We start from the raw sequence: 14,459 nt of genomic DNA, 5'->3' as shown, positions 1-14,459 counted from the left end.
ACGGATGGGAAACTGTCTGCAGCGGAACCGCTTTTCGGCAACGCGCGATGCCGCTAGCCTTCAAATGCCAGAGAAGATGGGCCCCCTTAAGGGAGGCCGCCGCGTCCCGTCGTACCCAAACTAGCGGCGACCCCTTTTTGCTTAGGCCAGCGCAGCTGCGGTGCGCCAGATAGCGAATTGCTGGTCTTCCGAAATGTTCGCGACGATGGCGAACATCGACATGAAATCGTTGCTCGGCTCATAGGTCGACGCGCCCTCGACCAGCATCCGCGCATCCCAACGATATTGCTCCGGAACGCTGTCGAGCATGTCCTCCATCTGCGCCGGCAGCGAACGCCGCGTTGCCCAGTTCAAGGCCTCGGTCTGGGTGATATGCCCCAGCATCGCGCTCGCCTGCGCAAACTGCCGAACCGTCACCGACAGCGGCAGCGGACGCGGATCATCGGCAAGTGGCGTTTCGGCCGCAACGTCAATCGAGGCTTCGACGAGCTGGCCGGCAGCTAGCCAATCGAGACGATCAGGATCGTCCTCGGACGGCTCCGGCTGGCGCCAGGTGGCCCAGGCCACCGTCAGCGGCGCTGCGCCGGCGATCAACGCCACAGCTGCGTCGTAGACGACCCAGCGCGGTTCCGGCTCCTCAGTTTCCTGGCCCTCCGCGTCCGTGCGCGTTACGGTGCGCGCCGCCAACGCCCACGTCGGGTTGTCGATCAGAATCGCCCTACCGTCCTCGTCAAAGTCAAGCTCGCCGTCCTCGCCGGTCGCCTGGATCAGTTTCGGTTCGCCATTGTCCGGCTCACCGCGCACCACGAACGCCTGTGCGACCTCATAGGCTGTGACCACCGGCAACGCGGTCCGGATGGCCGCGTTGCGCTGTAGCGCCGGTAGGGCGGCGTCGGTCGGTCGGATGGCGTCCTCGATACAGCGCGGATAGCCAGCAACAAGGGTCCAGCGATAGACGAGGCCACCGCTGGTGAGGTCCATCATATCCATCATGCCGCTCCCCTCTTGAGCCGCTGGTTGCCGAACCATTCGAGCTGGGTTGCAGCCTTACCGCTGCCATAAGGATAGACCCAACCTCCCGAACCCGCGACCACACCTGCGTCCATGGTGCCGGAGGTCTTATCGATTGGGATTCCACCAGTTGGGATCACCACGGTAGCGTTGGCATCGCCAACGTTTCGATAGGCATACCCCACGACAGGGCGTGTAGCGCGATCAGTCGCCGTACCACCTGGGACCATTCCGTTAATGTTAATATGAAAATGCACCTTACCTCCCTCCGGCACATAGAACGGATTACCAAGGTATGTCGGCGTAACATCAGACGTCCCACGACCATCGAATTCGCTGAAGTTAGGATCATAGGACGCCACAGCACGCCGGGCACGGACACCACTGCGCAGCGGCAAAGCGGGCATGATGATGTCTGCGCCGGCAGCGGTACCGATCAGGACGTTGCCGTCATGAGCTGAGACGAACTTGTGATTGTCGCTCCTAGACAAGGATGGGACGAAATCGTTGGCAGTGAATGCAGCCGCACCGGTACGGATCACTGGATCGCCAACGAGAGTTGCTGTCTGACCGTCCACGCCGGCATAGATAGTTGCATTGACAATGGTGGAGGCACCGGTACGGATTGAGCCCAACACCCCGTTGCCCGTCACGTTAACTTGAACGCCCATGATCCCATTGCCGAGGTCGATAGTAGGCAACGCGGTGCATCCTGCTAGATTGCTGAGTGCTCCTGTCGCCAAATTGACCCAGAAGGACGCGGGGATTGCAGTGGAGGACACCCAGGCCAACCCACGTCCGGCAGACTTGATAGGTATGATCATGGCGCAGACGACATTGGGAATCGTAACGTTCTCAACAGCAATATAATGGGCAACATTCGCCGACGTTTCGATCAGCGGCAGTAGTTTGCCGGAGCCCCAATTGATATTGCTCGCGACAGGCACGCCTATTGACGAGCCGCTGGTGGTGGTCCAGCAAGCGAGTCTACCCGAACCGGGGATAAGATTGCTCGACGCCGTACTGAGGATCGTTCCTTTGTTGACCAGACCCTGAAATACGTCCGTCCCACCGATCGATTTGGCGACATAAAGAAGATCTGTATCGCGATCACGGGAAAGATCTTGAACCACATAGCCCCCCTGTAGCAGGCACTTGGCGTTCGGTTGAAAAAGTCCAATCTCGTCGCGATACATTGCGACGATTTGATCCGATGACGGGGCGCTTCCAATCGATACGCGCGGCAGGGCAATTGAACCCTGCGGACGATATCCGACAACTCCATTGTAAAACATAGCGCCAATAAGCAGGTTGGCGGCTGAGTTTGTGAGGTTTCCTGAAACGCTCCAGAAGCCGGCGAGTCGCCCGTTGACGTAACATTCGAGGCGCGTCCCGCGCTTCTGCATGACGATGAAGGACCAAGCACCGACGACCAATGAGTCTGTGATTACACCGCCGCCAATTACTCCGGCTTGATCTCGGGTGGCGCAGGTGACTACCCCGGTATTTGGGATGTACAGATTCCAATTTGTATTAAGCCCTCGGCCGTCGCTCGCGCCACCGGCTTGATCGGTAAAATGGAAAATGCTTTCGCTGGCAGCACCGTTTGTACGGAGGAACCAGACAGCTGCGCAGAAATCCCCTGTTCCGACATTAAACATGCCACCTGTGTTCGTCACAAACAGATAGCCATTGCTCGCGTTCAAGTTGCTGTAGCAAGCCAGCTCCGCACCTACCGCAACAGCGGCCCGGTTCACCGAGCCGGCGAGTTCGGCGAAGTTGCCGGGCAGATCAATGCGTGCAACCGATCGGTCTCCAACAACCTCCTTGACCACAATATCGCCGAAACTCGTTTTCGCTCCCATCGTCGGAGTGGGGTGATCAACGATGCAGCGAAGCTCAACACTGGTGGACACAGCCGTAAACGACAAGCGGCCGGTCACATATGTGACCGATGAGGTGGCACCGGTCGCCAGCCCAAGGCTGGTATTGACCCCATCGAAGACGCTGAAACGTGCGCCATGGGTTCCGTCAGTTCTATATTTAAAGATGACTGCATATGACTGCCCAATAGTGAACCCCGAGATAGTCTTTCGAGCATAGTTGGTCGCCGACATGCTGCCGACGGCGACGCTTAGTTCTCCTCCCACACCGGAGATAACAGCGCCGAACGTCGACGACCAATCTGACGCATCATTATCACTGAAATAGTCGAAGAAGATCGTTGCTCCGGTTAGCTGAGCCGACACCTTCGTGCTCTCCGCAAAGGCAGCCTTGATCCCAGTGGGGAGCCAACCAGAGTTCCTATAATCATCGATATAGGTGACAAGACTCCTGACGATAGAGCCCTTGTCACGATCGAAGATACTAATTCCTCCAGACGTGTTTGCTGCAAAGGCAACTCGGCCGTTGCTCAACGGTACCATCGCGCCGTTATTTCCGACTCTCCAAAGATTGTACATGGTGGCTGGAACGGTGCCGGCCGAGAGAAGAGTCCCCGTGAACGACGCGGTTAGATAGTTGGGGTACGGGATCATGATGAGTGACGTGTCGCCGCCGCCGAACTTCATGTACAAAGTGCTATCGTCGGTAATAGCAACACGCTTAACCTGACCCGTGTTGACCGAATTCACTACGGTGCCGTCCGGACGAATGACATTCGTCCCGGACTCCGTCGCCACAAAAATCGTCGGGTTCGGCAAACCGAAGCGGTTCGAATTTGGTAGCGTCTGGGGAATAACCGTCATCGCGACATGATTCACATTAAAACTGGTGAGAGCAATGCGGGTGCCCTCAAAGTGAAGTCCGTTCACTCCATCAAAGCCCTTACCAGCATTCCTATCGGCTAGATTTCCGAGATACAGTCCAACTACCGCGCTCGACCCCGCAACAACGCGCGAGCAACGTTCGGAAATCAAGTCGATGATCCAAAGGCCATAAGCTGAGTGACCAATGCCGATTGCACCTTGGCAAGCCGTCACACTGACCGTTCCGCCGCTGAGCCCTCCGCCCGAAAAGAAGTTGGTTGTAGCACCGGCACCAAGTGCCTGCCAAATGGCCCACATGGGCGCGCTCGGGTCATCCCCATCCAAGATATTAACCGCCGTACTCGTCACCACTACATAGATCAGGGTCGGCAGGTCTCTGCGCGATCCACGAGTCGCGGTATTCAAAGGCTCGTTGATGATCGAGTTGTTAAGCACGCGGACCCACCCGCCGCCGTCCGCGTCGCGGCGAGTGTCATAGACATGGACTGCAACCGTATTCGGATCGAGAAGGATCGCGCGCAAGGCCGCCGACAAGTTCGCGAGGCCAGACACGGCCGCCGCCGACTGCGCCGCGATTTGAGCGGCGCTGGTATAGCCGGCGACCTGGAGCGCGAGCGCCGAGACGCTGTCCATCGCGGCCGAGGCCGTCGCCGCGGCAGCCTGAGACAGAACCCGATCGGAGGCGACCTGGGCAGCATCGGCCACCGGCGTCCCATCGATCCAGCGTTCCCAATAGGCACCGACAACCGGCATCGTGCCTGCCGGAACGAGTTGCAGCGCACGCCACTGGCTGCCATCCCATTTGACGATGGAGTCCTTGCGATAGGACTTGATCAGCGTGAACACGCCATCTGGATAGAGGCCCTTGTCACCTTTCATGGCGGCCAGGAGCTGCGGGGCAAGATCAGCCATCGTTATCCTCTTGTAGGGTCATATTCGACGATCACGCGCACGGCTTCCGACGACAACACTGTGTCGCCAAGCGGGTCGAGAAATTCATAGTCGAAGAATAGTTCGACGGTGGCGCCGGGCGTTGTGGGTTTTGGCCAGGCGCCCGTGGCGCTCGCGGTCTTCTCGATCACGACCCACTTTTGCAGGTCGCCTGTGAGATAGACGTCGAGGCTACCCACTTCGTCGCCGTCGGCCTTGCGGATTTTTCCGCGCCCGGCCCAGGAGACGCCATCGGCGACGTTTACCTGCCCGACAAACGAGAAAGTGTCGCCGGCTTTGAAGCGGACAGCCTGCATCAGATCGACGTCAGATTGCTGCGAATTGGCCAGACATTTGGATTCTGTCCGCTAGACAATCCAAACAGCAACTTATCGCCAGCCATCGTATTGTACGACATCGATACCCAGTTGAAGCTGAAGCCGTTCGTCGCACGAATGAGGGGACGAGCGGCAGCTGAGACCACGGAGTAACTGCCATTTCCTACCGCGATTTGCCCTCCCCCAAGCATCATCAGCGCCGTGACCGATGTCTCAGTGATGTTGTTCACAATGTTCATTCTGTCGAAGTAAATGTCGGCCGCACCGATCGTGCGAAGAGAGTAATATATGCCGTCCCCGTCTTCGCCCCAGGCCGTTGATCCAAAGGTCAGCGTGCGCATACCTGGAGCGTCTGGATAAATGTAAATCTGAGAACCCATCATGGGTGGTAAACGTGTCGACAGAGTAATGTCTGACTTCAAAAGGCAGGTGACAGCACGATAGCGTTTGCCGCGATTGAACGCTTCATGAAGGGTTTGAAGTGGCGCAGCATTCGTGCCTGCGTTCGCATCGTTGCCACTCGCCGCGTGAATATAGAAAATGGCTGTCCCCGCCGCAGTGCCGATCTCCGTCCGGATCGCATCACGTAGCTGAGTCAGAACAGCATCATTCGGTGCCATTCCAGCGCCTGCGATGACGTTCTCAATCTCCTTCATCATCTGAGATTCGCGATAGAACAGCTCGTTGAAAAGCTGCTGGTCGGCTGGCCCGCAGGGGAAGCCGTTGGCAATCTCGGTGCTGGTCGGCTCACGGCGCTGCGTCGTGGGCACATTGGCCCACGGGCTGGAAAAGGCTGCTTTCATTTGGATGTCCTTCAGCAGGTTGCTTTGGCATCGTCCGGACAAAGCCAGACGCCCCGGCCAGCGGCCGGCGGAACACAGTTCGCCCAGGTGCTGCCTGTGGCGCAGAAACCGGTGATGTTGTAGGCGTAGTCGCCGCCGCAATCGAAACCGAACACCTTCGTCGGGTTCTGGGGCGGGTCGCACATGCCGGCCCAGCCGTCGCCGAAGCCGAACACCGGGCGCTGATCAATCCAGAAGGCCAGCGAGAGTCCCGGCGCGACAGGCAGGATGCGCGCGAGGATCTGATTGCGGGTCACTTCGTCTGGGCCAAGCGGCCGGCCGGGTGCCACGACGACGCGGCAGCGATCGGCTTGAATAATGTAGGCGCTCGGCCCCCACACATGACGAATAGCCGCTGTCAGACTCTCGCGGTCGAACAAGCCGAGCATCTGATAGCGCCGGGCCTTCAGGAAGCCACGATAGACCTCGTCATCGGCGATGCAGTACTCGCCGAGGGAACCACCATCGCAGCCGAGCCAGTTGCCGCCGTCGCAGAAGCCGACGATGGGACCAGGAAAGGCATCCGCTCCGCCGCAATCGAAGCCGAACACCGGATTGGGAATGCAGATGCAGTGGCAGCGCGGGAAGCCCAGCCATTTGCCGATGATCGTCAACTGATCGCCGACGGCGCTGTCGATATCGAAGAAGGTCGGGATCCGTGCGGTGGCCTGCGCTGCCGCCTCGACTTCCGCCAACACTGCCCGCATATACCCGAGCAGCTTGTGCGCCTCGCGGTATTCGGTCGGGATGGTTTGGAACTCGCGCGAAACGATGTCCCCTACGAAGGCCGTGTTATATTCGACGAGCAGCTGGGCGGTTTCCGACGACATGACCGTACCGCCATCCGTCTCGGACACCTCATAGTCGAAATAGAACGTCCGCTCGCCGCTTGGTGCCGGCCGAGGCCAGCTCGCAACCGCGGCGGCCGTGGCTGAAACGACGATCTCGCTCGGCTCGATGCCCGTTATCTGGCAGTTCAGTGGCCCGATGGCGGCGCCGGTCTCATCGCGCAACGTCGCGGCCGCACGCCACACATAGCCAAACGGCAGGTCTAGGAAGCGCGAGAACCGGAAGTCCTCGCCAAAGGCATAGCGCGCCTGGATCATGGATCAGCTCCGTGACAAGGCGATATTGTCGAAGCCGACGGACGCGATTTGGTCGAAGGCGATCACATAGGGGAGTGGATAGGAAACGTCCTGATAGGTTACATGCGCCGCGACGATCTCGATGTTGGCGAACAGGCGCGCGATGACCTGATTGAGCAGAGGCAAAGTGATATCGGCCCCGTTCGCCGGCCGGTCGGCGCTGGCAAAAAAGGCGGCCAGCGTCTGTGCGATCTGAGCATTGGAGGGCGGCGAACAGCCGTTGCGGTCGACATAGGCCCGGATTTGCATCGATAGACCAATGCGCAGCTCTGTTGGGCGCATCAGCCGGAAGGTCTGGCAGAAGCCGTCCACGACCGTCTGAATCGGGCTATTGCCATGCGAGCTGATCCCCGGCGCGACATAGCTGCGGAAGATGGCCGCCAGCGCATCATCGGCGCCGCCCAATGCCGCGATGCAGATGGAATGCGGCTCCTGGCCGTTCGTGTCCAAATAAGCGCCGTCGTTCACCCACACCTGCGACCAGATCACATCGGCCACACCACGCACGGCGCGCACCAGATCGGAGATGTCGATGTTGGCGCGGCCGGCATTCAGCATGTCGGCGCGCAGGGTCACATCTTGCTCCCCGTCAGCGCGCGCCAGAATGCGCAGCTTGGCCAGCATGTCGAGGCGCGCGCCCTCCGCCTGGTTTGGATCGAAGCTTTGATACGTCGCCTCGGCGATTTCCCAAGCGGTGGCCGCGATCGAGGCCAGATGCGCATTCAGCAGCCCGAGCGGGCTTTCCGGCGTCTGGATCACGCCAGCGCCGAACACGTCGGGCGACGCGGCCCGCGCCTCGAGGTCGTCAAGGATCGCCGCCAGCGGCTTCCTGACGAAGCCGGCGGGTGTCACACCATAGGTGGTCATGGAACCTCAGATCGGGAGTGAGATTGCGTCGTATTCGGTTTCGATCAGGCAGCGGCGGACGAAAACGCCGCGTTGCAAGCGATCAAAATCCGACTGCAATTCGAGAATGCCGGTGACACCAGGCGTATCGAGAATGACCTTCTTGGCCATCGCCTCGGCGATAACAACAGCGCGGGGCTGTTGCCCCAGAACAGTGCCAAGCCAGTCGACACCGACATTGGTGTCGAGGAAATATTCGCCTTTGTAGAACGAGAGCCGCTGACGGGCGTGCTGGCCCACGGCTTCAGCGTCACGAACCAGCGCCAGATTGCCGCTGGCGTCGAGGCCGATGTCGTTATGCGGGATCATGGCGATGCCGACGCGTTGCATATCAAGACGCCTTCATGGCTTGCGCCCGCTGGAGGAGCAGGTTCGCTTTTTCGATATCAGGCGGATCCATCGGCACGCCGCCGTGCTTGTGGTCCTTATAGGCCTTCAGGAAATCGACGAAGATCGACAGAAACGTGTCGCCACCCTTCTTGATGTCGAACGAACCGTCATCCTTCATCTGGAAGCCCGATTGCCCATCCTCGGTGCCAATGTGCAGGCGATCACCCGGCAGGTTCGCCATCTCCTTCGATTTGGAGGTCGAGGTCGGCACCGCATAGGCATCGGACAGATCGGACATGCGGCCGGGGTGGCGATCGACATCGCTGCCATCGTCCCAGGCGCCGTCCATAGAGCGGCCGGCGAAATGCAGCATCACCTCGTCGCCGGCCTTCAGCGGCTTATGCAAAACGAGACCGCCGGCGCGGGGCACCTGCACGGGCACTTCCTGCAATTCCGGCGCCCGTAGTTTCACGCCGTCGAAACTTTGCGTCAGCAGCGGCTGAATGGTCGCCTTCTGACGCTTGGCGTCGTAGGCGATGACCTTGCCCAGCGTCGGCCCATTGTGCTCGCGCCGCTCCGCCTCAATCATCGCGCCGAGGCTTTCATGCTCGTCGAAGCGCGTGCCGGTTCCCTGATAGCCTGCCATTACTTGACCACCTTGCCGCCTTGCACCCGGTTGCCCTCGATCTCCATGTAAAACTCCTCGTCGCGGGTCGAGCCGGTGAAGGTCACCGCATTGACGCGGAATTCGCCACCGCCCGCGTCGGACTGGCGCTTGTCGCGGCCCGACGACAGGTCGAGGAAATTGCTTTCCACCTTGATCATGAAGCCTGGCACCACATCGGGCTCGATCAGGGCTTTCACCTTCACGCCCTTGTCGGTCTCCTGCGGCACGCCGATCATGCCGGTCTCCTTCGAGATCACGGCGCATTGGCCCAGGTGCTCGTCGTTCTTGACGATGTTCAGCTTGCCCCGGTCGATATTCCAATAAAGCTTCTGCTCGCGGCCAACGCCGTCGAGCGCGCGGAAGGCCCAGCCATAGACGGAGATCGGCCGCTTATAGGCCGGCAGATCGTCAAGCCCCTTGGTCTTGCCCAGTTCGACGCCGGGCATCTGCTTGACCACATGCTGGATGACCTCCTTGGGCTTGGTGCCCTTGGGAAAGGTCTTCGACACCGCGCCCTTGTTCACGCCCTTGTCGCCATCGCCGAAAGAGATCTGCGAGGAAATGTCGGGCGAAGATTTGTCGTGCTCGACATCGCGAATGTCGGCCTCCACCAAAACGGCCATGCCGCCGTCCTCGTAGCCAACTTCGAGGGTGAGCTTTTTGAATTCTTCGCCCAGTTTCTCGCGGTTCGATTTGGTCAGATTCCAGATCGTCACCGTGCCGCTGTTCTGCTTTGAGCCTAAGGTTTTCTTGACGCTGAAATCGATCTTGAAACCATCCTCTGGCGCCTGCGAGCCTTCGAACACGGCGCCGCCACCGACGCCTGAGATGGTCAGGCGCACCTTGCGTTTCCATTTGAGCATGAGACCCCGCGTTAGTCGGAAAGGCGGGCAAGGTTCCCTAGCAGATCGTTGCAAGGGCCTCAGTGTCATCCCCGACGGCCGCGCAGCGGCTGAGCGGGGATCCAGGGGCGAGCGGTAGAGTGTCGGAAGGCTGCGCGGCAGCATCTAGCGCAACGCTTTACCACTCGCCCCTGGATCCTCGCTCGCGCCTGCGGCGCGTCGAGGATGACACGGAAGACCTTGCAACAGCCTACGGCCCGCCGCTACGCCATCGAAATTAAACGAAAGGTGCCCGAGGGCAGATCCGCCCGGCCGGGATTGCCGCCCCGGCCCGCCCAGTCGACGAGCACGAGCCGGCCGATGCCAAGATTGAAGCCGGCCACAAGATCGGTGCCTGGCACCAAGCGCAGGCCGGCGACCCGCGTTTCATCGTCGATTTCGACATCGAGCGACCAGCGGCCGAGCCAGTCGTTCCAGTTCAGCGACAGCGCCACGTCGACGCCATTGAGAAAGGTTTTCAGGCGCTGATAGGGAACATCGATGATCGGTATCTCGTAGCTGCTCACAATGAAACCCTTCCGATGTTCGGATCAGGCAAAGGCGCGCGGCGGTCCAGCGAGTGTCTGAGAGGCACCCGTCATATCCAGCGCCTGCACCTGGCCACGATTGTTCTGGCGCTGACCACGCGGATCGCTGCCAGGCCCTGGGGTGCCGCTGCGTTTGCTGCCGCCACCGCTTGCCTGCGTGCGTTGCGAGGAAACGCGGATCACTTCCTTCAAGGAACAGGTGAACTTGAGCACCTGCCCCGTGGCCGGCTCACGCTCGTGCGCCAGCTTGTTGATCAGCATATTGTCGAGAACGGTGAAGCCAGTGACGATGGAAAACGGCTCGGCCTCTTTCATCACGGCGAAGAGGGCTTCATAGGTGCCCATCACGTCGAGGCTGACACATTCCAGGCTCGCCGAAGTCGGCGTCCGCCACGCATGATCGGCGATTTTGGCGCCACTCTCGACCGGATGTTCCGGTACTTCCATGGCCGCCTCGATGCTCTCTTTCAGCACGACATCGACCACGACGCCGCCAATGTCACGCAAGATGACGCAGGGCATGAGACCTCTTATGGATTGGCGCACGTGCGCCTACGGTGGTTGAAACGGCCGGAGACGAATATCGCGAAAAGTGAATCTTGCAGATACTCAACAGCCTCAATGAAGAGTGACACTTGCTATCACGGCACCAAATCATGCCCGAATGGGCGCATTCGAGCACGGCAGAGATGTAAGAGACGATCATTTATCGGCGTGACGAGCCAAAATATGGGGTCTTGATCGATAGCCGAAGCCCATCCCCTAAAAATTGCGGCATGATCATCAGACCCGCCGGCTTCGGCGGAAGCACCTCTTTGTTAAACATAGCCAGAAGGTACTTCAAAAGCGCACCCGTATCACCTTGCCTGCGGCAACGGCGACCACTCCCGCGATCGCCTGCCCCGGGAATCTTGCATCGCTGGGTCTGCCCAAATCTAATCCATCGTCGGTAAAATAACGTAATACTACACCGGCAACGTTTCCTTCAGGCGACACTTCAAATTCCCAATTGGTCTGATACTGACTTGGGCCTTTGCCAAAGAAGGCGCAATCCTGTCCGTCATGCACAACTCCTGGAACACAGCCCTTCAACTCCAACGCTCTGCCTGTGAGATCTTTGACCAGCGCTTTCGCGTCGTCCAGCGTCCAGCCGAAATCGTCACGCGCCTGAGCCACGCCAATCCAACATGCCACCAGTATTCCAAAGACCAAGCCCACCAATACTCGCATCCCAGCTCCCCATTTTCGATAGTATAAGATTAAGCACAATCTTATTGAAATATAATGGGATTCCGTCGTCTAACACAACAGACAGGCGAACTACTGCCTCGCTAGCTCCTGCAAAATACTGGAAACAGTTTTCGCCCCTTCCGCTCGCTGTTCCATGACCGAAGATTGACTTTGCCAAAGAAGATCTACGCAGCTCGATTTCACTTCAATCGTTGAAGAACCTCGCAAACAATCTGCGACCCAGTCACGCCAGGTGGAAACCGCTGCCTGCGAGTCGGTGATGACATCCAACGAGGCTCGTGGAAAAATCTTCTCCGGTTTATAGATTTCAAAGAATGCATCGATCGCTTGATCAGCTTGATCAACAACAAGCTTGCTTGCTAGAACGAAACGTTGAAGACACTCGAATTTTGGCGTTACTGACTTCAGGTCCAAACACGTCTTGATCGATGATCGAAACTTCTCAGCTTCATTGACCATCTTTTCGATTATTAAACTCGTAAAGAGAATCTGTTGTGTTGGCACAGACCGTTGCGTTTGCGCTGAACCAGATCCAAACGCCGTCAACATGAAAACGATTACCAAAACTCCGCGCATGTCAGCCCCCAAGTTGTTGCGTATCAACATCCGCTCATGAATGTCTTTATTGCACAAGAGACTCGAGCATAGTGGCGATCGACACAGCCAAGGGCAGCTTGAACACGGTACCAACAAAACCTTGGGCGCTCGTCTCCTCAACACACGCAAGCTGGTCCCTAGCCACCAGTTTTTTGAGACAAAATTCCAATTCTTCTCGAACATCTTTGGCGCCTGCAAAAATCTCGTTCACCGCCTCAGAAGCGCCCTTCAGAAGACCCGAGTTCGATATTGATATTTGCTTAGACTTCGCAACTTTTTCCAACATCACCGCGTACTGCGCCTTGTCTCCATCAATCTTTTCTTTCAAGCAGACGATTTTACCCACCTCAGACGTCTTCCGGAGACAAGCATCAGCCTCGCTATTTTGTGAGGAAGAAAATACAACAGTAATCATCAAGGTACTCAACAATACCTTCAGTTCCTCTTTCGGAACTGGTTGTTGCGCTCGGGCAGTGCCAGCCCCAAACGCCGCCAAGATGAAAACGACCGCAAGAATTCCGCGCATGTCAGCCCTCCAAGCCCCAGAAGAACATAACGCGAACCACTGTAAACGGAAAGGCTTTTTTACGCTTCACTACATCAGCGACGATCGATACCGAACGACGGCTCGACGAAGCGGAAGGACAGTGCGGATCAGGCTGTCAAACTGCTGCCGAGCGTCGCGACATTCCAGCCTTTGGGAATGTTGGCGCCACTCGCCATAACCACGCGTTGTACGGCCGTCGCAACATCCTTTTCATTATAGTTGGCTGTTACGGTTACACTTGTAACGCGCTGATCGTTAGCAAAATCGCTGTTGCTCACCTCAGCCTTCCTACCGATCGTGTCTTGACTAATGCCCCGAATTGCGTCTGGCCGAACAGAGCGAAATACTTCAATCGCATTTTGAAGTGTCTGGAGAGAGCTACGCAAATTTTCCTCTCGCTCGGCGCGTTTTTCAGGAGTTTTTGCAAAGAACGTTAGCTGATGCTTCGCTTGATCAACCAGCCTTGCTGCATCAACAACTGCGCTGGCTTCCTTTGCTCCGGTCTCACGCGTTCCCCAGAGTTTCCGCGCGAGACCCACCGCTCCAGAATATTCTACGTCCGCGGCACCAACATTATCTCTGCGTTGCAGTTCTGTTACCTTTCTTTCTCGTTCGGCTTTTTGTTCTTCCTCGGTTTCGCGAAGCAATCCCAGCTTCTTGGCTACCCACGTCACCTTATCAATAACAGCAATAACAGGCGGTAGAAGATTGTCCGCGATCGTAATGGCAAATCTCTGCGACGCGTCAGCGAACGCACCCAATTGTTGCTGCAACTTCGCTGCCGCTGCGCTGACACGGGCGTTCTGCTCCCTGTCCGCTTCTGTCTCTGACGGCCGACGAGATGTTCCTTCTTTCCTGGCTTGCTCCCAAGCGGCAGCCCCTCCTCCCTTTTTCATTATCCCGAGCGTTTCTTCACCGAACTTCGAGCGTATGAGTTTCCAAAGCTTGTCTCGTTCGTCCGCAAGTCTTTTGCTTTCTTCGGCCGATTGGGGACGAGCCGAAGCTTCCTGATTCTTAGCGATACGATCGGCTAGAGCAGAAAGCGTCTCCTTCATCACTTCAGCGGTATCGCGCCGCTCATTTCCGCTTCGCGGATCGATGCCCAAATTCGATAGGAAGTCGGGTATATTGCCATTATCGAGGCTCTGATTTAGCTCACTCGCGAAGCTCCCAAACTGCTTCTCGGCATCGGCCGCCGTCAGCCCCATCGACTCATACGTGCGAGACAGAGCATCGAGCTGGGCAGCGCTTGTGCCCTTGCCTTGAGCGCTGATCTGCAACCGACTACGTAGGGTCGCCGCTTCGATTCCCGCTTGCGTAAGCTCGGTCACGAGTTGCGTCACCGCCGCAACGCCAGGACCAAATCTTTGGACGATCTGCCCCGCAATATTGCCAATTCCAGCCCAAGAGCCGGATGCAGATTTGATCGTAGTAATATCGTTTCGGAGGCGCCCCGCGAGGCCGGTGATTGCCGAGACATCAAACTTGTCCAGCGCCGCGCCAATTTTCTGAAGTTTTTGGCTCAATCCAGCAAAGCCGGAATTCGATCCACCGGAGCCCGACGCCCCCGAAAGGCCCTTCGCCAGGTTCGCGACCGACTTTAACGCATCTTCAAATTGCCTGAGCTCGCCCAAGCCCTGAACTTTGAAACCGACATTGGCGACGAGTTCTTCAACGACCACCTGCCGCTCCTATTTC

General features: G+C 58.1%; 15 protein-coding genes. All 15 read right to left on the bottom strand.

The window, feature by feature from the left end; translation table 11 throughout:
• Nucleotides 1-141: 141 nt before the first annotated feature.
• Entirely contained in the window at nt 142-993 is an 852-nt protein-coding gene (locus BLW50_RS01990) for a hypothetical protein (protein ID WP_090696744.1), read from the bottom strand.
• Nucleotides 990-4,691: a LamG-like jellyroll fold domain-containing protein gene (locus BLW50_RS01985; protein ID WP_090696741.1), complete on the bottom strand. Its 3,702-nt coding sequence runs from the start codon at nt 4,689-4,691 to the stop codon at nt 990-992. Before BLW50_RS01985 ends, BLW50_RS01990 begins: the two co-directional genes overlap by 4 nt.
• A 2-nt stretch (nt 4,692-4,693) precedes the next feature.
• Entirely contained in the window at nt 4,694-5,026 is a 333-nt protein-coding gene (locus BLW50_RS01980) for a hypothetical protein (protein WP_090696738.1), read from the bottom strand.
• Nucleotides 5,026-5,850: a hypothetical protein gene (locus BLW50_RS01975; protein WP_090696735.1), complete on the bottom strand. Its 825-nt coding sequence runs from the start codon at nt 5,848-5,850 to the stop codon at nt 5,026-5,028. Before BLW50_RS01975 ends, BLW50_RS01980 begins: the two co-directional genes overlap by 1 nt.
• Before the next feature lie 11 nt (nt 5,851-5,861).
• A complete protein-coding gene (locus BLW50_RS01970; protein WP_090696732.1) occupies nt 5,862-6,995 on the bottom strand; it encodes a baseplate wedge 1 family protein in 1,134 nt (377 codons plus the stop codon).
• 3 nt (nt 6,996-6,998) lie between these two features.
• Nucleotides 6,999-7,901 carry a hypothetical protein gene (locus BLW50_RS01965; protein ID WP_090696730.1) on the bottom strand — a complete coding sequence of 301 codons (903 nt, stop codon included), beginning with the start codon at nt 7,899-7,901 and terminating at the stop codon, nt 6,999-7,001.
• Between the two features lie 6 nt (nt 7,902-7,907).
• The gene (locus BLW50_RS01960) at nt 7,908-8,270 is read right to left on the bottom strand and encodes a contractile injection system sheath initiator (RefSeq protein ID WP_090696727.1); all 363 of its coding nucleotides are present in this window, start codon (nt 8,268-8,270) and stop codon (nt 7,908-7,910) included.
• A 1-nt stretch (nt 8,271) separates the two neighbouring features.
• Nucleotides 8,272-8,916, bottom strand: a complete 645-nt coding sequence (locus BLW50_RS01955; protein WP_090696724.1) for a Gp138 family membrane-puncturing spike protein — start codon at nt 8,914-8,916, stop codon at nt 8,272-8,274.
• The gene (locus tag BLW50_RS01950) at nt 8,916-9,800 is read right to left on the bottom strand and encodes a phage protein (protein ID WP_090696721.1); all 885 of its coding nucleotides are present in this window, start codon (nt 9,798-9,800) and stop codon (nt 8,916-8,918) included. Before BLW50_RS01950 ends, BLW50_RS01955 begins: the two co-directional genes overlap by 1 nt.
• A 242-nt stretch (nt 9,801-10,042) precedes the next feature.
• Nucleotides 10,043-10,345, bottom strand: a complete 303-nt coding sequence (locus BLW50_RS01945) for a phage baseplate plug family protein (RefSeq protein ID WP_090696718.1) — start codon at nt 10,343-10,345, stop codon at nt 10,043-10,045.
• Nucleotides 10,346-10,369: 24 nt separating this feature from the next.
• A complete protein-coding gene (locus BLW50_RS01940) occupies nt 10,370-10,888 on the bottom strand; it encodes a phage baseplate protein (protein ID WP_090696715.1) in 519 nt (172 codons plus the stop codon).
• 318 nt (nt 10,889-11,206) lie between these two features.
• Nucleotides 11,207-11,596, bottom strand: a complete 390-nt coding sequence (locus tag BLW50_RS01935) for a hypothetical protein (protein WP_090696713.1) — start codon at nt 11,594-11,596, stop codon at nt 11,207-11,209.
• Between the two features lie 90 nt (nt 11,597-11,686).
• The gene (locus BLW50_RS01930; protein WP_139267428.1) at nt 11,687-12,193 is read right to left on the bottom strand and encodes a hypothetical protein; all 507 of its coding nucleotides are present in this window, start codon (nt 12,191-12,193) and stop codon (nt 11,687-11,689) included.
• A gap of 46 nt (nt 12,194-12,239) precedes the next feature.
• Nucleotides 12,240-12,740 carry a hypothetical protein gene (locus tag BLW50_RS01925; RefSeq protein ID WP_090696709.1) on the bottom strand — a complete coding sequence of 167 codons (501 nt, stop codon included), beginning with the start codon at nt 12,738-12,740 and terminating at the stop codon, nt 12,240-12,242.
• 128 nt (nt 12,741-12,868) lie between these two features.
• Entirely contained in the window at nt 12,869-14,443 is a 1,575-nt protein-coding gene (locus BLW50_RS01920) for a hypothetical protein (RefSeq protein ID WP_090696706.1), read from the bottom strand.
• Between the last annotated feature and the right edge of the window lie 16 nt (nt 14,444-14,459).

This window comes from Beijerinckia sp. 28-YEA-48 (assembly GCF_900104955.1).
In the GTDB taxonomy this organism is placed as follows: domain Bacteria; phylum Pseudomonadota; class Alphaproteobacteria; order Rhizobiales; family Beijerinckiaceae; genus Terripilifer.
This window is presented reverse-complemented; position numbering and strand designations above follow the sequence as displayed.

Bases quoted from the DNA above. Each gene is read 5' to 3' on its own strand.
- BLW50_RS01930 (WP_139267428.1), bottom strand. From the start codon at position 12,193: ATGCGCGGAGTTTTGGTAATCGTTTTCATGTTGACGGCGTTTGGATCT.
- BLW50_RS01950 (WP_090696721.1), bottom strand. From the start codon at position 9,800: ATGCTCAAATGGAAACGCAAGGTGCGCCTGACCATCTCAGGCGTCGGT.
- BLW50_RS01990 (WP_090696744.1), bottom strand. From the start codon at position 993: ATGATGGATATGATGGACCTCACCAGCGGTGGCCTCGTCTATCGCTGG.
- BLW50_RS01955 (WP_090696724.1), bottom strand. From the start codon at position 8,916: ATGGCAGGCTATCAGGGAACCGGCACGCGCTTCGACGAGCATGAAAGC.
- BLW50_RS01960 (WP_090696727.1), bottom strand. From the start codon at position 8,270: ATGCAACGCGTCGGCATCGCCATGATCCCGCATAACGACATCGGCCTC.
- BLW50_RS01935 (WP_090696713.1), bottom strand. From the start codon at position 11,596: ATGCGAGTATTGGTGGGCTTGGTCTTTGGAATACTGGTGGCATGTTGG.
- BLW50_RS01925 (WP_090696709.1), bottom strand. From the start codon at position 12,740: ATGCGCGGAATTCTTGCGGTCGTTTTCATCTTGGCGGCGTTTGGGGCT.
- BLW50_RS01940 (WP_090696715.1), bottom strand. From the start codon at position 10,888: ATGCCCTGCGTCATCTTGCGTGACATTGGCGGCGTCGTGGTCGATGTC.
- BLW50_RS01985 (WP_090696741.1), bottom strand. From the start codon at position 4,691: ATGGCTGATCTTGCCCCGCAGCTCCTGGCCGCCATGAAAGGTGACAAG.
- BLW50_RS01970 (WP_090696732.1), bottom strand. From the start codon at position 6,995: ATGATCCAGGCGCGCTATGCCTTTGGCGAGGACTTCCGGTTCTCGCGC.
- BLW50_RS01980 (WP_090696738.1), bottom strand. From the start codon at position 5,026: ATGCAGGCTGTCCGCTTCAAAGCCGGCGACACTTTCTCGTTTGTCGGG.
- BLW50_RS01975 (WP_090696735.1), bottom strand. From the start codon at position 5,850: ATGAAAGCAGCCTTTTCCAGCCCGTGGGCCAATGTGCCCACGACGCAG.
- BLW50_RS01965 (WP_090696730.1), bottom strand. From the start codon at position 7,901: ATGACCACCTATGGTGTGACACCCGCCGGCTTCGTCAGGAAGCCGCTG.